This window comes from Sulfurisphaera sp. (genome assembly GCF_059755235.1).
On sequence record NZ_DBPRYF010000052.1, the window covers coordinates 26,435 to 42,838 of the forward strand.

Below are 16,404 nucleotides of genomic sequence, written 5' to 3' on the forward strand. Positions count from 1 at the left end.
GGATATGTAAAAACAACGATGAAAATACTAATCTTAGGAATTGACGGATATTTAGGTTGGCCTTTAGCTTTACGTTTGGGCAAAAGAGGACATGAAGTCATAGGAATTGATAACTTGTCTACAAGAAGATTTTCTGAAGAAGTAGGAGCAGATTCAGCTTTTCCATTGCCTAAACCAGAAGATAGAGTAAAAGCCGCTAAAAAGCACCTTGATATTAACATCGATTTTTATGTTGGAGATGTGACAGACTATAATTACCTTAAAGAGATAATAAAAAGACATAAACCGGATGCCATAGTACACTTTGCGGAGCAAAGATCTGCTCCTTATTCAATGATAGATAGAGATCATGCTGTCTATACAGTGGTAAATAATGAAGTAAGTACGTTAAATCTAATATATGCTGTAAAAGAAATAGACCCAACAATACACATCCTTAAAATGGGTACGATGGGAGAATACGGTACACCTAATTTTGATATTCCAGAAAGTGTATACATTGAAGCAATAGTCAATGGAAAGAAAGATAAAATAATTGTACCTAGAAAAGCAGGATCGGTATATCATTGGACTAAAGTCCACGATACTGACTTTTTGCTTTTCTTCCAAGAACTTTGGGGTCTAACTGTAACTGATATAATGCAAGGTCCAGTGTATGGGACTAGGACTCAAGAAATTATAGATGAAAGCCTTAGGACTAGGTTTGATTTCGATGAAACATGGGGTACTGTAGTAAATAGGTTTTGCGTTCAAGCAATCTTAGGTATACCTTTAACAGTATATGGAAAAGGTGGACAGACTAGAGGATTTCTCTCTTTAGAGGACAGCATAGGAGCTCTAACACTCCTATTAGAACACCCACCAAAACAAGAGGAGTACAGAGTGGTTAATCAATTTATGGAAATATACAGCGTGAGGAAAATAGCAGAAATGGTTAAGAAAGCAGGAGATGAATTAGGACTTAATGTTCAAATAGGACCCTTACCAAATCCAAGGGTTGAAGCAGAAGAACATTATTATAATCCAGAGAGGAAAGTACTACCGTCTCTAGGTTACTATCCTAAGAAAAACTTAGGTGAGGAAGTTAAAAATATGATAAAAGACTTGTTACCTTACAAGGAGAGATTAGAGAAATTCAAAAACACAATTTTACCTAGAACTAAGTGGAGGAGATAATCTTATAAGAGAAATTTAAGGCCTCATAATAACTTTGAGGATCTCCTACATTTAGCCATTTTTCTTTTTCAAGTTTTATAGCATAAACTTCCCCTCCATTTTCGATAATTTTTTGTATTCCATAAGTTAATTCAAGTTCTTTTTCTTCTTCTACTTTAACACTTTTTAATGCGTTAAATATCTTAGGCGAAAACACATATACAGCTGAAATGCCTAGATTACTTTTCGGTTCAGTAGGTTTTTCTTGGGCTTCCACGACTCTATAATATTTATGACCCATATATTCCCCCTTATCTTGAACAGTTACAATACCATATCTTTTAGGATTACTTACCTCTCTAATTAGTAGAACAGCTTCAGGTTTAATTTCCTCAAACAAAGAGTTAGCTTCTATGTATCCACCCGTTAATACACCGTCATCGGCATGAACAAAAAAAGGGTCATTATTAGCAAAATCTTCGGCTCTTAATACTGCGTCACCAAAACCCTTGGGTTCTGGCTGAAAAACAAAAGTGACTCCTCTTTCAAAAAGGTAATCCATAAGAAGTTTTCCATGCCTACCTACAACTAGGCAAAACTTACTTACATAGGCTTGCTTTAATGATTCCATGATTAGGTCAATTACAGGCATCATAACCGTTTTGCCGTCTTCCGCCTTAAACAGAGGTAATAACGCCTTGGGCAAAACAGAAGTTATATATTTCATTCTACTCCCTTTTCCTGCGGCCGTAATTACTGCTTTACTTACCATATTTCATCACATTTTTAACATCTATTTTCTTTAAGGCTTTAAAAATTGAGGCTGCTATATATGTGTTCACGAGAGGTGCAAAATCGGTTACATAGAAACTAAAGAGAGTGTGATTACCCAGAAAGTATATAGTCACAAATCCTAACCACATTGTCCATGCTGACATAGTTAATGTGATCAGTTTAGTATCTTTAAGTATAAACGCTATTGGTGTTGTTGCTACCCATAACAACATCAATATTGGGTTTGTTGTTGCGTAGAAATTGTAGCCCAAATAGAATGGATGTATACTAAAAAACCAATCCCATGGTGTAGATATTTGAGTCATGGCTGAAAGAGTGATGTGGCCATTTGTAGCGTCCCAGCTTAGCGTATGTAAGAAAGAGTTTTGTATCCAGCCAGACAGTCCCCCGAAATAAACCATGATCGGAATTGAAAGGACCACATACACTGTAACTGGAATACCTATGCCATACACTGCCCTTTGCAATGGACTTTTCTTAATTTCGCCAACGTAAAATAGAAACGGTAAAAGAAGTGGGAAAGCGCTTTCTTTAGATGCAAAAGCCAAGCCTAAAGCTATTGATGCCCAAATTAGCCTTTGATCTGAGAGCAACAGGTAAATTGCTAGCAAAGAGAAGAAACCTACATATACATCTAATATTGCTATTCCGTGAATTACCCAAATATTTGGAGATAACATAATTAGTGCTGCTGAAACTAGACCTGCTACATTACCCCACAAGTCATTCCCTACAAGTTTTCTGGCAGGCAAGAATGCTACTATTACAGTTAAGTCCCCCATAATCCAACTTGGTATTCTCCAAGCTAGAGGTTGATAACCAAGGAGTAAGATGAAAATGTCCATGAAATACTTACCTAAAGGAGGGTGCTCTGGATTTAGGTAAGTTTGTATGCCTTGCTCGTTCGGATAATTAAAATCCATTGGAGGTTGAACATGGAAAACAAGTTTCAAAATATTATAGGCAGCTGTAGGATACCATACCTCATCTCCAATATATCCTTGAATCGGTGCAAATGTAACTACAGTATAATACGTGTAAATTCCTAATGATACAACAAGAATAATGACTGAAATTAAAGTAACTTTATCCATTGGAAAAAAAATCTATTCTAACATTTTTAAAACTTCTCCAACATTCTTCCTTTCATGGACTAATGCTGAAATTGCTCTCGCCATTTTATCTGGTTCCTTAGCTTGCCATAAGTTTCTTCCAACAGTTATGCCGGAAGCTCCTGCTTCAATAGCATCATTTAACATTGACAAGAACTCTGCATCATTTTTGGTTTTAGGACCTCCTCTGATTAAGATTGGTGCAAATGCTAAGTCTACGACTTCTTTAAAACTTTTCTTATCACCTGTATAGTCTACTTTAAGAATATCAGCGCCTATTTCTGAAGCAAGTCTAGTAACGTATTTAACCAATTCAGGTTCCTTTACTGAATCTGGGTTATCTGGGGTTACATACAAAGGTTCAATTATAAATGGTATCCCATAGTCATTTGCTTCTCTTCTTAGAGCAGAAAGAGCATCAATATTTAGTCCCTCTACTTGGTCTTCTCCATACCCAACTACTAAGTATGTCACGACAGCGTCAGCTCCAGCTTCAATAGCATCTCTAACAGAATAGACTGCAGAATAGTATCCACTTTCAGCTTTTTTATACTGTTGTCTCCACACGTTTGCTGTATCTAACCTAGCTATCAGCATTGGAGAAGACCTTGAGAAGAAATTCTCCTTAACGAGCTTAACCATTGCTGGAGTCATCTGTAAGGCATCTGGTCCGTTAAAAGCTATTTTCTTTACTACATCAGCCACTCTTTCTATTCCCTTTAGTGGACCCATAACAAGACCATGGTCTAGTGCAACAACAAACGCTTTTCCTTTTTCAAAAAGCCTTCTTGTCCTAATTTCTAAGCCTATCACATGAGTATTGTGAAATCTCTAAATATGAATTTTTCTCAAATCCTTTAACAAGGCTTTGATAAATGACCTTGCATAAGGGTTTATAAGATAACTTACTCCCACAAAAATGAAAACAGCTAAAACAGCATAGACTACCATATCAGTGTAAGATACAAAATGTATAAACATGAAAGGAAGGATAGTGACAATAGCAGAGAGTACTGAAGAGATTAGCTCTCTTTTAGGTAACTTAAAGTTATACTCACTTTTTGATATAGAATAAGAGGATTTTACCATCCAAATAGAATTGATAAGAATTCCTATAGTCATTCCTAATGCTATTAAATATGCAGGGGAATAACGCAAGAGATAAACTGCTATGACAGAAAGAAAAATACCTATGACACTAAAGAGCAAATTAGAAAAGTTGAGCTTAGCAGTTAACCCTTTGAATGGATTTTCGTATTCATCTAATCCTAAGCTTTTATCTTTCATCACAATGGAATAGTAAAAAATTGAATACCAACCACGTAGATAGTTTGAAATTGACAGAATTACTAAAGCGTAAATTGCACCTAGATAATCTCTTCTAATATGATAAAGCAAAGGATTTCCTTCAACTATGACTAAGGCTAACCATAAAGTCGATAAGAAGGAGTACATTTTTGCAGAGGTAACTATTATTCCGGGGTCTTTGGTTTCAGACAGCTTAGCTATTAACCCGTCATATAGAGAGAAAGACCATGTCATCACGTTAGAAATAATTAAGGCTGATTCAAAATAGGCTATAGGAATATCGTTATGAAGAAGAATAATAGTTATCCAGACAATTGTAGCTTCTAAAATATATTGAAGATAGTAAATCACTGTTGCTAGTGATTTTTTCGCTGTAGCAAATGCAACTTTGAAATCTAGCTTCAAATTAGCTTTTATTCTAGGGATTGACAGTAAGGTTTGAGTAAGATAACCAGCAAAATATGAATATACTACACCTAGAATTGCTAGATGAAAAACATAAAAAGCAACTATTACCGTGATAAGTCTGACTATTTGAAAAGCCAATGCAGTAGTGCCGATAACTAATGGTGATTTGCCCCTAACAATGGAATAAGATATTCTATACAGATAAAATGAGATAATTATCAAAGCAATTGAATAAAAAGCTAAATAGTCTACATAGTGTAAGGAAGAAATAAGATATGGGACTAGTAAGACGTAGATTAGACTAGCTATTCCACCTAACGTTAAATTAAGTAATATTAAACCACCAATAGGTCTGTTTTCACTAGTATACCTCGACGACAGAAGTGAGAATGTGTCTGCAGGGATCGTAAAGTAACCCATTACCAAAACATATAAAGATTGCCATGAAGCAAACACCACCTCACCATTAGGTAAAGAGCTAAGATAATGAGCTACTAAATAAGTGAAAATAAATGAAAGAGGTGCAGTGATAATTCGTAAAGTAAGATTTCTAACTCCAGTATATACTAGCCTTACTTTTTGCTGTTCTTCTTCTTTCATTCATCCAAACAGAACAAGTAAAACTTTAAATGTTTTATCAAATCAGTGCACTCACAGTTGATATTTATACTCTTGTATGATGTTGGATCTACATAAGGCAAGTTTAAACACTCGTTTGAATTGTATATTTCAACAAGAAGTTGATTTAAGCCAACCTTTTTATCTTTGCTTAATTTTGAAAGAATTTCAAACCATTCTTTTGGAATGTTATACTTCACAACAAAATAAAAATAAAAGAATAACTTATTAATACTCACCCATTGTTTCGAACATATCATCTACTGCTCTGGCTATATCCCTTATAGAGAGAATACCTTTCAGGTTACCTTTATCATCAATTACAGGCAAGTGCCTTATATTGAATTGCCTCATTAGAGCTAATGCACCGGTTATTGGTGAATCTTCTCTGATCGTAATTAGTGACTTTGTCATTATTTCCTCAGCCTTAGTATTTAGATCTTTTCCTTTACCAATCGCTTTAACTATATCTCTTTCTGTGATTATTCCCACTGGTTTATTTTCATCTACGACTATAATAGACCCGATGTTCATTTCAGTCATGATCTTTGCAACATCAACTAACTTAGCATCTTTAGGTACTGAAATAACCTCTGACTTCATATAATCTTTTATTGTTTCCTCTTCCATATTATATTATTCGATAAAGAGATTAAAAAGAGTTATTATGACAAAAATCATTTATTCACGACAAGGATTGTAACAGATATCAAACCTTTTGGAAAAAGAATTTAAACTTACAAAACGGCATTTAAATTTGAAATGACTTGGGAAGTAACTAAATTAAAACTAGGAATGGCTCTTGCATCGATAAGTATCTTGGTCTTAGGGTTTGCTCTGATCTATGGAATTCTTGGCTATTTCTTTGGGTTTGCTAATGCACCAATATTAATACTTGGCTCGTTGACCTTTGTAACATTCTTCACAATAATTCAATGGCTTTTCGGACCAGCATTAATAAAAGCTGTATATCACTTGACTGAAGTAAAGCCAGACGACCCAACTTATGGATGGGTCTATAACTTAGTACAAGAAGTAGCACTCTACAATAGAATTAATACACCAAAAGTGTATATTGCTAACGTACCATTTCCAAATGCTTTTGCCTTTGAAAGCCCTATTTACGGTAAAAATATGGCAATCACATTACCTTTGCTAAAAATGTTAACACCGGATGAAGTAAAAGCTGTCATAGGTCATGAAATAGGTCACTTAAAACACAGAGACACAGAGTTGCTGTTAGCTGTTGGCTTAATTCCAACTTTACTTTACTGGATAGGCTATGGATTGTGGTGGGGAGGATTCTTAGGCGGAGGAGAAGGAAGAAATAACAATTCTGGACTTTTATTCCTAGTAGGAATAGCACTGATAGCAGTAAGCTTTGTATTTAATATCTTCGTCCTATTCTTAAATAGAATGAGAGAATCATATGCTGACGTAAATTCAGCTTTAACAGTGCCCAATGGTGCAAGAAATCTACAAACTGCTTTGGCTAAAATAACCCTTTCAATGGATCCAGATATAATAGAAAGGTACAAGAAAAAGTACGGGCAGATAGGTAGTATGTTATTATTCTCTGGTTTTGAAGTAGATACAGAGATACCAACTTATAAAGCCCAAGAACTGGTAGAATACTGGAAAAGAGTTAAGGTAAGCCCATTTGCAGATATCTTTAGCGACCATCCTCATCCAGCAAAAAGAATACAGCTCTTAGAAAAACTCACTCAAACTCTATGGTAGCAGGAGGTTTAGTAGTAACATCGTAAACAACTTCACGTATTTTTTCATAATTAAGTTCATTAGAAATTTTTTCAAGTAAATTCCAATCTATTTTTGCAAAATCAGCTGTCATAAAGTCTTGTGTAGTAACTGCTCTAATACCTATAGTGTACTGTCCATTAGGGTTTACATCTTTCACTTTAACCAAAACATGTGTTATGTTGTAAGCAGTTAGTTTTTCCACAATCTCACGCAAACTTTCATAATCCTTTTTACAATCAACGCTTGCTATATTTCCATACGCCCTGACGTCACCCTTAACACCAGTAGCTAACGTATTATAAACTTTGACTTTACATCCCGTTTCAGATGAAAGTTTTTCATCATAATAGCCGTCACTTTCAAAGATGACGGAAAAATACTGAGATAAATTAAGGGTTGCTAAGTTTCTTTCTACTACTTCTGTAGCTTTTCTCACTATCTCAAGTTTCTCTCTAGTTAACTTACCCACAACCCTTACAAGAAGCCCTGGGCCCGGAAACGGTTGTCTAGCATAAATCTCTTTTGGTAAACCTAGATACTTTGAAAGTGCTCTAACCTCATCTTTGTAAAGGTCAGCTAAAGGTTCGACTACTTTAAATCCCCATTCCTTTTCGGTATCAATTCCTAACTGGACAAGAACATTGTGCTGAGTCTTTATTCCACCTTGAGTTTCGACCCAATCAGCTGCAATAGTACCTTGAATTAAGTATTTAGCGTTGTTTTCTTTTACAATTCTTGAAAGGGTATCATAAAAGAGTTGCCTAAATTTCTTTCTTTTCTCTTCAGCATCGGAAAGACCTTCAAGGGCAGAAATAAATTCCTCGCTTACATCAACAACTTGTAATGGCATGATATTTTTCAGCATCTCTTTTACTTTTTGTGCTTCATTCTCTCTCAAAAAACCAGTATCAATCATTACTGGAACTACTCTATCACCAAGGATTTTGTAAGAAAGTGCAGCAGCTGTAGTGCTATCAACGCCTCCACTTACCGCAGCTACTGCTTTTCCATCTACAATGTCTTTTAACTGAGGTTCTATTTCATGAATGAACTTCTCAGGGTCAAACTCCATTGATTCAACTAATTAAAAATTACCTTAATAAATTCTGCTCTACATTTATTTGGTTAAGTAAATCAACATCAATATGCTCCTTAAACACTTTAGAAAGTCTCTCAGCTTGTTCCTCAATTTCCTCTTCCATTGAAGAAACGTAAATTTTAATCCCAAAAACCTCACTCAATAGTTTTTTCCCTCCTTCAGAGAAGAGAGAACCATGAATACTATACCCAAGCTTATCTTCTTTTAATATTCCGTCTTTTACTTCAACTTCATTATATCCTCGTCTGGTTATGGTAAGCAATGGTCTCTCACTTTGAAACTTTATCTTTCCTCGTCTAATTTCATAACCATCTACCTTGAGATTGCTCCACGACCTTGCAATCACTTTTTCTCTTTCGAAGGTAGTTTCTATATCAAATATTCCCAAACCGTCAAATTCTGTAGCAAAACCAGCCTCAAGACCGTAAGGATCTATAAGTTTCTTACCCATTATCTGAAAGCCACCACAAACTCCTAAGACAGGTTTTTTCTTTAAGTAATCTGTAAAGCCTTTTTCTGCTAGCCATGAAAGACTCTCAAGAGTATTCCTACTGCCCGGTAAAATTACTAAGTCAACTTTAGAAAGCTGGGATGGTCTCCTAATAAATCTTAAATGAGCATTTGATTTAGAGAAAGGATAGAACTCATTAAAGTTACTCATATACGGGTAAGTTACAACACCAACTTCAATATCCCCTTCTCCCATTTCGTAAATATTCATTGAATCCTCCTGCATTATAGGTGGTTCCTCAAAATAAGGAAGATAACCAAGGTATTTCATGCCTGTTTTTTCTTCAAGCCATTTTATTGCAGGTAAAAGAAACTTCTCCTCTCCTCTAAACTTGTTGATAATAAACCCCTTCAAGCTTTTCCTTACGCTTTCTGGTAGGGTATAATAAGAGCCTAGAGCTGAGGTAAATGCGCCTCCTCTATCAATATCTAAGACAAGGATAACCGGTATTTGAAACTCTTTTACTATCCTAACCATCGTTAAATCTTTTTCAACAAAATTAGGCTCGATACCTCCAGCTGACTCAATTACCAATTCGTTTCTGATTGACGATTTAATCTTTTCCCAAAAAGTTTCTATTCTTGAATAGTAATCTTCAGCAGAAAACACTCCTAAAGGATTCCCAAATAAAATTACTTCTATTCCTTTTCCCGCAGGTTTTAATAGAATAGGATTCATATATCTTTCTGGTTCTATCCCTCTTGCAAAAGCCTGATAAGCTTGAATAAACGCAATCTCCCCGCCATCCATTGTAGGAAAACTGTTTAGGGACATGTTTTGAATCTTCATAGGTGTTAAACCAAGGAGTCTTACAAGTGAAGTTGTAACCGTGGACTTTCCAGAGTCACTCATAGTTGAAGCTATAATAACTGCCACATGAATAACTCACTCGATGAAAGTATTTAAGGGGATTGTAGCCCAGATATCGTTCTTTACAATAATTCCATCTGTTAAGGCCAGCTTGGAAGATACTGCTGACATGTCTTTTCTTGCTCCTCTAATTGTAGGAGTAGTCACTTCTATGATAGACTTTCTGATAGTCTTCCTTGCTTATCCTTTTTTAGGCAAATATTCTTTATTCCTTCTTTTGCCTACAGTCGAGATAATAAGGGGCTTCCATCATCTAGATGGTTTGCTTGATTTTGGAGACGCAATCATGGTAAGGGACTATGATAAAAGGCTGAAGGCTTTACACGATGTAGAAGTGGGTTCTGGAGGTATTGGTTTACTATTGGTGTACCTCTCATTGTTTCTTTTAGCTATATTTTCTTCAAACAGAGTAAGCTACTTTCCTTTACTAATTTCTGAGGTAGAAAGTAGGAGTCTAGGCATCCTTCTTCTCTCTCTAATGAACCCAATGGAGGGAAGCTATATGGGGAAAGTATTTCACGATAAATTGAATAAACATTGGAAAGTTCTAATTATTATTCTTCAAGTAATTCTCTTAGGTAACGTTGAGACAATGATAGGGCTTGTAGTACTCTTCGCTATTTTCTATCTGCTTGGATTCAAGATCCTAAGAGGGGTTTCAGGTGATTTTGTGGGCGCAGTAATAACTTTATCATTCCCTATCTTTTTATTAGTTGCTGAAAGGAATTGTTACCCATTCTTTATATCGCTTTACTCATTGACCTTACATTAGGTGAACCACCACTTTTTCTACACCCAGTAGTTTGGGTAGGAAAAATCTCTGAAAAGTTGATAAAGCCTTACAAAGGATACCTTTATGGAGTTCTAATATGGATTATATCTGTAGTTCCCATTCTTCTAATACTTCTTATTCCCTTGCTAATTCCATTTCCAATAATTCAAATTATTTTACTTGCTTTTTTCCTTAAAACTTCCTTCTCAGTAAAAATGTTATATCAACTAGTGAAGAAGAGTATAAAAGATAAAGAGAAAAGGAGGGAATACGCACAACAGCTGGTAAGAAGAAATGTATATGAGATTGATGACCCCCATGTACTTTCGGCCTCAATAGAATCACTCTTTGAGAGCTTAGTAGATGGAATAACTTCACCATTTTTCTGGTTTCTTATACTCGGCTACCCTGGAGCTTTGCTACAGAGATTTGCTAACACGATGGATAGTATGGTTGGCTACCCTACTGTAGAGCTAAGAAAGGAAGGATGGTTTAGTGCAAAAGTTGATACTGTTCTGAACTATATTCCAGCTAGGCTTACCGCATTTTTTATGCTATTTTCGGCGTACTTGTTGGGTTACAAGCCCAGAAATGTTTTAAAAAACTTAAAGGAAAGCAAAATACAAAGTACAAATGCGAAATATCCGATCTCCTTTGCTTCTTCAATTTTAAACGTTAAACTTGAAAAAATTGGATGCTATACTGTAGGAGAAGGAGAACTACCTAATGAAAAAGACGGAGAAAAAGCCCTAAAGTTGTTTATTGTAACTTTAATCATTTACACTTTGTTTATTTCAATCGTATATTACTACCTTTATGGACTCGCCTTCCTTAGCTATCCTTACGGCCTCATTGAACTGCTCAAGAGGGAATTTATGGGTAATTAACTTGGCAACATCAACTTTCTTTTCGTAGATTAACTGCAAGGCTTCCCTTGTGTCCTCTTCTACCGCAGCGTTACTTGAGATTATCGATATTTCGTTATTCAGAAGTTCACTTATGTCATAGTTCAATATAGTACCCTTAAAAGGAACGCCAAATAAGAGAACATATCCTCCTTTTCTGACAGAATATAGGCCAGATAATATTGCAGAAGGAGCTCCAGAAGCTATTATAGCAATATCAACTCCTCTACCATCTGTGAGCTTTTTAACCTCACTCTGAATGTCGACCTTTTTAGCATTTAAAGAGTGATCTGCTCCTACTTTTGAGGCATATTCGACTCTAAACTCTGCTACATCAGAAGTTATTACCGTAGAGGCACCTTTAGCTTTTGCCATCATTACATGAAGAAGACCCATTGGACCTGCTCCGACCACTAAAACAGAGTCTCCTTTATTCACTCTTGCTCTTCTCTGTGCTCTAACTACTGTTGCTAAAGGTTCTATGAACGAACCCTCATCAAATGTCACAGTATCTGGTAAGACTAAAATACCTCCTCTAACGACGTTCCATGCAGGGACCCTAAAGTATTCTGCAAATCCTCCGGGGTCAAGATTTGTCTTCCTATAATAAGGACACATAGTAGGACTTCCATGAGTACAATAGTAACACTCATAACAAGGAACATGGTGATGAGCAAACACCCTTTGCCCTGGTTTTAAGAAATCAACACTGCTCTCCTCAATAATACCAGCTGGTTCATGACCTAATATTGGCTGAGAAGCTGTATATTGACCACATATTTTTTCTATATCAGTACCGCAAAGTCCACAAGCTTTCATCTTTACAATAACGTCTCCTTTCTCTTTTATTGTAGGTTTGGGAACGTCCTTTATTACAGCTTTTCCGTTTTCTAAGAGTACTGCTTTCACAAATTGTACTTAGCTATCTGAGTTTTAAAATCTCTTTCTTGTTTGAAAAGATTTATAGTAATACTGAGTAGTAACATTTATGTATATATTTATTTTCACATTACTCCCTCTCTTATTTATAGCTGATAGGCTGATCCTAAGAGGAAAGAAAACACTGTTCTCTGTTAAGGGGGTTAATGTGTTCTTAGATCCGAGCAATAGTGTTAATGCTTATGTCATAGGAAAAAGCTTGGTAATCACAAGAGGGTTCCTAAATCTCAGCACAAACGAACAAAAGGCAATTTTAGCCCATGAATTCTCTCATATAATCTTGAACCATTATAATAAAACCAAAATATTTTTAGCTTCATCAATAATTGTCGCACTAGCTCTTTTCCAGATTAATATCATGTTTTCCCTGCTTACCCTGATTATTACATTTCTACTCTCAAAATATTTGAGCAGAAGACAAGAAATTGAAGCAGATAAATTAGCATACAGAGTAGTTGGTGAGGAACTAAAAAGTGTCATAGAAAAGTATGGTGACAAAGAGGGAAGTATTTTCTCTTCTCATCCTACATCTTATACAAGGTTAAAAATGCTTAACTTCTAAATAAAACTCTTATATAACACAATCCTTAATTTTATTCTGTGTATGTTGGAAAATCGATCAAAAGAATTGAAGATGTTAGATTAATAACAGGGAAAGGAGCTTACGTAGATGACATCGAACTACCTGGAACTTATTTTGTAGCTTTTGTGAGAAGCAAATATCCACACGCTAGGATTAAGATAAAGAGAGCTGAAGGTATTTTCACTGGAGAGGATATCAATCCGGGTGAAGATTTTCCTATACCTACAAGAGAGACTACTTATGAAGGACAACCAGTGGCTATAGTTATAGCTAGAGATAGATACAAGGCTTATGATTTGGCTGAGTCTGTAGAGGTTGAATATGAACAACTCGATTTTCTCATTGACCCAGAAAAAGCATTGGAAGACAAGGTCAAGGTGTATAGTGGCTTATCTTCAAATATATATTACCATGAAAGGTGGAAAGGAGGAGATGTTGAGAAGGCATTTAAAGAAGCTGACCTAGTGATTTCTGATACTTTAGTCAATCAAAGAGTAATAGCTTCTCCACTAGAAACTAGAGGAGCCTTGGCTTACTTTGATGGTAGTAAGTTAACAGTTTACTCTTCAACTCAATCTGCCCATTACTTAAGAAGAAACCTTGTTAATTTCCTTGGCTTTGAAAACATAAGAGTTATACAACCAGACGTTGGAGGAGCTTTCGGGAGTAAAATAATTGCCCACCCTGAAGAGTACGCCTTAGCTAAACTCGCTTTAAACCTTAGAAGACCACTAAAATGGATACCAACTAGAACTGAGGAGTTCATTTCTGCTGGACATGGAAGGGATAAGAAATTAAAATTTGAAGTTGCTGTTAAGAAGGATGGTACTATTTTAGGGATTAGAGGAACATTAATAGCAAACCTTGGTGCACCTTATCCGGACGCAAACGATGATGAATCTGGTAATGTTAAAAGTACTGTAAGAATGTTGCCCGGAATTTATAAGATCCTAGGTGCTGACGTTGATGTATATGCAGTTCATACCAACGTAACTCCAACACAATCATATAGAGGAGCAGGGAGACCAGAAGGAACTTATTTCATTGAAAGAATAGTAAATATTGTTGCAAATGAGCTTGGGATTGATCAATATGAAATAAGGATGAAAAATGTAATTGATCCTTTACCTTACAAGAACGTATTCGGAGTCACATATGACTCTGGAAATATGAAGAAATTGCTTGAAATAGGAAGAACATATTATGAAAAAATGAAAAATGAAGATGGATGTGTTGGTGTAGCTTCTTATGTTGAGATAACATCCTTTGGCCCTTGGGAAGTGGCTAGAATTTCAGTTAAATACGATGGGAAAATAACATTAGTGACGGGAACTGGTCCTCATGGACAAGGTGACGCTACTGCATTTGCACAGATAACAGCAGACATCCTAGAATTACCAATAGAGAAAATTGAAGTTAGATGGGGAGACACAGAAATAATAGAAGATGGTATAGGAACGTGGGGTAGTAGGACTGTAACTATTGGAGGCTCTGCAGTTCTTTTAGCTTCTCAGCAGCTGAAGGATAAATTAATAGAAATCGGTGCAAAACTTTTAAATGCGGATAAAGAAGAAGTTGAGTATAAAAACGGAGAAGTTATAAATAAGAAGAATGGACAAAAGGTAACTTTCATGGACATTGTTAAAAATGCATTTAAGAGGGGAGAAAGCCTAGATGTAACTTCGATATATAATGTAACGCAACCCCCTACAACACCTTATGGTATACATATGGCATTAGTGAAAATTGATGAAACCGGGAAGGTTTACGTTAAGAAATACGTTGCAATTGATGATATTGGAAACGTTATAAATCCTTTGCTTGCAGAAGGACAAGCTATAGGAGGAATTGTACAAGGAATGGGTCAAGCTTTACTTGAAGGAGCCTCTTATGATGAAAATGGTCAACTCTTAACTACCAACTTCCAAGACTATGCTATCCCCACAGCAGTGGAAGCTCCTCTAATAGAATGGCGTTATGAAGTTCTAGGTACTTCACCTCATCCTACTGGAAGTAAGGGAATTGGAGAAGCTGGAGCCGTTGTAGGTACACCAACAATTATAAATGCTGTTGAGCAGTGTATTAAAAAGAGAATAACGAGTATGCCAGTAAAATTTGAGGAGATGATAAAGTAATGCAGAAACACTTTGTCTCAGAAAAAGAAGCTAAAAGAATATTGGAAGAAATAAAAAAGAAATATAATATAACTATTGAAGGGAAAATAGAAGAAGGAAAAGAGAAAAAGATGATATATTATTTTGTTGATGGACTTCTTTCGTTCTTCTCAGAAGAATTAATTCCTACCTTATGCTTTATAAGAAAGTATAATCCGCCATTACCCTCAGTTACCGTTGATGAAGGGGCTGTAAGGCATGTAGTAAAAGGTGCTGATTTATTCGTCCCGGGTATAGTACAATATAACTGTGATTGTAAAGAAGGGGATATTGTACTTGTGAAGACCAAGACTGGGCTACCTATTGCTGTAATAAAAGTCACAATGGATAAAGAAAAGGCAATGAGCGAAAAGAAAGGGAAGTTTGGAATAAATTTACATTATATTGACGACGAGATATGGGATATGTGCAATGAAAGGAGTAGTAATCCCAACGTATAATGAGGCAGAGAACATAAAAGAGTTAATTCCTCAAATCAGACAATACGTACCAGATGTAAAAATTATCATCGTAGATGACAATAGTCAAGACGGTACTGCAGAGATTGCAAAAAAACTAGATGCGGAAGTTTTTGTAAGAAAAAACGAGAGAGGATTAGGAAGTGCGCTAAGGTTCGGACTTTTAAAAGCATATGATTTAGGCTTTGAGTATATAGCCACTATGGATGCAGACCTCAGCCATGATCCAATATATTTACCAGCAATGTTTAATGCCTCATTAAAGGCTGATTTAGTTCTTGGTTCTAGGTATATAAAAGGTGGAAAAATAGAAAATTGGCCACTTAAAAGAAGGATTATAAGTAAAGGGGCTAATCTGCTGGCTAAGATACTGTTACACCTAGATACAAAAGACAATACTACGGGATATAGAGTATATTCAAGAAAAGCAGTAGAAGTTGTAAAAGAATGTAGACACAGTAATGGCTATGAATTCCAAATATGTGCGATCTATCAAGTAAAAAAACATGGATTAAAGACTGTTGAAGTTCCCATAACTTTTAAGGATAGAAGTAAAGGAAAGAGCAAATTGGGTAGTGAGAAAATATTTGAGTGGTTTATTTATGTATTAAAATTGTCACTAAGTGTTACTTCTTGATTTCTTCATCTTTAATATTTCTCCCTTAAGCATTTCTATTTCCTTCCTTAGGTTTGCAATCTCTATTTCGTGAGCCTCTAATATCTTCTTTATCTCATTATCCGGAGTTGGATTATCTGTTTTTAGTTTGATGTTTTCTTCTTCTATTTCTACATAGCCTAGTCGATATAGTTCCCTGGCATACCCTTTAGCAGTTTTTGGGGAGATCCTTAATTCTAGTGCTAAATCTCTTATATTAATTTCTTTCTTTTCTTTAAGGAGAGAAATTATATCTTGAAGTCTGGGAGTTAGCTCCATAA

The 16,404-nt window shown here is 35.6% G+C and carries 17 protein-coding genes; 8 read left to right on the top strand and 9 right to left on the bottom strand.

Features of this window, described 5'->3' with window-relative positions; genetic code table 11:
• The first annotated feature begins 18 nt into the window (after positions 1–18).
• Complete coding sequence (gene agl3 / locus AC3OCB_RS10985; RefSeq protein ID WP_498342563.1) at positions 19–1,176, top strand: UDP-sulfoquinovose synthase; 1,158 nt, start codon at positions 19–21, stop codon at positions 1,174–1,176.
• Here agl3 and AC3OCB_RS10990 read toward each other — a convergent pair.
• From AC3OCB_RS10990 to AC3OCB_RS11010, 5 genes are all read right to left on the bottom strand, one after another.
• Positions 1,160–1,927: a nucleotidyltransferase family protein gene (locus AC3OCB_RS10990; RefSeq protein ID WP_498342564.1), complete on the bottom strand. Its 768-nt coding sequence runs from the start codon at positions 1,925–1,927 to the stop codon at positions 1,160–1,162. The genes agl3 and AC3OCB_RS10990 overlap by 17 nt on opposite strands.
• Complete coding sequence (locus AC3OCB_RS10995; RefSeq protein ID WP_498342565.1) at positions 1,917–3,044, bottom strand: glycosyltransferase family 39 protein; 1,128 nt, start codon at positions 3,042–3,044, stop codon at positions 1,917–1,919. The genes AC3OCB_RS10990 and AC3OCB_RS10995 overlap by 11 nt, the downstream gene beginning before the upstream one ends.
• A gap of 12 nt (positions 3,045–3,056) precedes the next feature.
• Positions 3,057–3,875, bottom strand: coding sequence for a class I fructose-bisphosphate aldolase (locus tag AC3OCB_RS11000; RefSeq protein ID WP_498342566.1), 819 nt, complete (start codon positions 3,873–3,875; stop codon positions 3,057–3,059).
• An 18-nt stretch (positions 3,876–3,893) separates the two neighbouring features.
• Positions 3,894–5,378 carry an MATE family efflux transporter gene (locus tag AC3OCB_RS11005; protein ID WP_498342567.1) on the bottom strand — a complete coding sequence of 495 codons (1,485 nt, stop codon included), beginning with the start codon at positions 5,376–5,378 and terminating at the stop codon, positions 3,894–3,896.
• A gap of 246 nt (positions 5,379–5,624) precedes the next feature.
• Positions 5,625–6,026, bottom strand: a complete 402-nt coding sequence (locus AC3OCB_RS11010; protein ID WP_498342568.1) for a CBS domain-containing protein — start codon at positions 6,024–6,026, stop codon at positions 5,625–5,627.
• Between the two features lie 132 nt (positions 6,027–6,158).
• Between AC3OCB_RS11010 and htpX the strand changes: the two genes are divergently transcribed.
• Positions 6,159–7,136, top strand: coding sequence for a zinc metalloprotease HtpX (gene htpX, locus AC3OCB_RS11015; RefSeq protein WP_498342570.1), 978 nt, complete (start codon positions 6,159–6,161; stop codon positions 7,134–7,136).
• On the opposite strand, the gene AC3OCB_RS11020 is transcribed toward htpX, so the two are convergent.
• Both AC3OCB_RS11020 and AC3OCB_RS11025 read right to left on the bottom strand, forming a co-directional pair.
• Positions 7,117–8,229, bottom strand: coding sequence for a GMP synthase (glutamine-hydrolyzing) (locus AC3OCB_RS11020; RefSeq protein ID WP_498342572.1), 1,113 nt, complete (start codon positions 8,227–8,229; stop codon positions 7,117–7,119). The genes htpX and AC3OCB_RS11020 overlap by 20 nt on opposite strands.
• Before the next feature lie 19 nt (positions 8,230–8,248).
• Positions 8,249–9,643 carry a cobyric acid synthase gene (locus AC3OCB_RS11025; RefSeq protein ID WP_498342573.1) on the bottom strand — a complete coding sequence of 465 codons (1,395 nt, stop codon included), beginning with the start codon at positions 9,641–9,643 and terminating at the stop codon, positions 8,249–8,251.
• 16 nt (positions 9,644–9,659) lie between these two features.
• Here AC3OCB_RS11025 and AC3OCB_RS11030 point away from each other — a divergent pair, with 16 nt between their 5' ends.
• Positions 9,660–10,409 (top strand): adenosylcobinamide-GDP ribazoletransferase, encoded by a 750-nt coding sequence (locus tag AC3OCB_RS11030; protein ID WP_498342575.1) that lies wholly within the window; start codon positions 9,660–9,662, stop codon positions 10,407–10,409.
• Positions 10,364–11,296 (top strand): cobalamin biosynthesis protein, encoded by a 933-nt coding sequence (locus AC3OCB_RS11035; RefSeq protein ID WP_498342576.1) that lies wholly within the window; start codon positions 10,364–10,366, stop codon positions 11,294–11,296. The genes AC3OCB_RS11030 and AC3OCB_RS11035 overlap by 46 nt, the downstream gene beginning before the upstream one ends.
• Here the strand turns inward: AC3OCB_RS11035 and AC3OCB_RS11040 are convergent.
• Positions 11,204–12,223 (bottom strand): zinc-dependent dehydrogenase, encoded by a 1,020-nt coding sequence (locus AC3OCB_RS11040; protein WP_498342578.1) that lies wholly within the window; start codon positions 12,221–12,223, stop codon positions 11,204–11,206. The genes AC3OCB_RS11035 and AC3OCB_RS11040 overlap by 93 nt on opposite strands.
• Positions 12,224–12,302: 79 nt before the next feature.
• Between AC3OCB_RS11040 and AC3OCB_RS11045 the strand changes: the two genes are divergently transcribed.
• From AC3OCB_RS11045 to AC3OCB_RS11060, 4 genes are read left to right on the top strand one after another with little or no spacing between them, the layout of a single operon-like run.
• A complete protein-coding gene (locus tag AC3OCB_RS11045; protein ID WP_498342580.1) occupies positions 12,303–12,815 on the top strand; it encodes a M48 family metalloprotease in 513 nt (170 codons plus the stop codon).
• 38 nt (positions 12,816–12,853) lie between these two features.
• Positions 12,854–14,971, top strand: coding sequence for a glyceraldehyde dehydrogenase subunit alpha (gene cutA / locus AC3OCB_RS11050; protein WP_498342581.1), 2,118 nt, complete (start codon positions 12,854–12,856; stop codon positions 14,969–14,971).
• Positions 14,971–15,450, top strand: coding sequence for an RNA-binding protein (locus tag AC3OCB_RS11055; protein ID WP_498342583.1), 480 nt, complete (start codon positions 14,971–14,973; stop codon positions 15,448–15,450). The genes cutA and AC3OCB_RS11055 overlap by 1 nt, the downstream gene beginning before the upstream one ends.
• Positions 15,422–16,105, top strand: coding sequence for a polyprenol monophosphomannose synthase (locus AC3OCB_RS11060; RefSeq protein WP_498342584.1), 684 nt, complete (start codon positions 15,422–15,424; stop codon positions 16,103–16,105). Before AC3OCB_RS11055 ends, AC3OCB_RS11060 begins: the two co-directional genes overlap by 29 nt.
• Here AC3OCB_RS11060 and AC3OCB_RS11065 read toward each other — a convergent pair.
• Positions 16,088–16,402 carry a winged helix-turn-helix transcriptional regulator gene (locus tag AC3OCB_RS11065; RefSeq protein WP_498342585.1) on the bottom strand — a complete coding sequence of 105 codons (315 nt, stop codon included), beginning with the start codon at positions 16,400–16,402 and terminating at the stop codon, positions 16,088–16,090. The genes AC3OCB_RS11060 and AC3OCB_RS11065 overlap by 18 nt on opposite strands.
• Between the last annotated feature and the right edge of the window lie 2 nt (positions 16,403–16,404).

Coding starts and splice junctions, on each gene's coding strand:
- agl3 (WP_498342563.1), top strand. CDS start 19: ATGAAAATACTAATCTTAGGAATTGACGGATATTTAGGTTGGCCTTTA.
- AC3OCB_RS10990 (WP_498342564.1), bottom strand. CDS start 1,927: ATGGTAAGTAAAGCAGTAATTACGGCCGCAGGAAAAGGGAGTAGAATG.
- AC3OCB_RS10995 (WP_498342565.1), bottom strand. CDS start 3,044: ATGGATAAAGTTACTTTAATTTCAGTCATTATTCTTGTTGTATCATTA.
- AC3OCB_RS11005 (WP_498342567.1), bottom strand. CDS start 5,378: ATGAAAGAAGAAGAACAGCAAAAAGTAAGGCTAGTATATACTGGAGTT.
- AC3OCB_RS11010 (WP_498342568.1), bottom strand. CDS start 6,026: ATGGAAGAGGAAACAATAAAAGATTATATGAAGTCAGAGGTTATTTCA.
- htpX (WP_498342570.1), top strand. CDS start 6,159: ATGACTTGGGAAGTAACTAAATTAAAACTAGGAATGGCTCTTGCATCG.
- AC3OCB_RS11020 (WP_498342572.1), bottom strand. CDS start 8,229: ATGGAGTTTGACCCTGAGAAGTTCATTCATGAAATAGAACCTCAGTTA.
- AC3OCB_RS11030 (WP_498342575.1), top strand. CDS start 9,660: ATGAAAGTATTTAAGGGGATTGTAGCCCAGATATCGTTCTTTACAATA.
- AC3OCB_RS11045 (WP_498342580.1), top strand. CDS start 12,303: ATGTATATATTTATTTTCACATTACTCCCTCTCTTATTTATAGCTGAT.
- AC3OCB_RS11055 (WP_498342583.1), top strand. CDS start 14,971: ATGCAGAAACACTTTGTCTCAGAAAAAGAAGCTAAAAGAATATTGGAA.
- AC3OCB_RS11060 (WP_498342584.1), top strand. CDS start 15,422: ATGAAAGGAGTAGTAATCCCAACGTATAATGAGGCAGAGAACATAAAA.
- AC3OCB_RS11065 (WP_498342585.1), bottom strand. CDS start 16,402: ATGGAGCTAACTCCCAGACTTCAAGATATAATTTCTCTCCTTAAAGAA.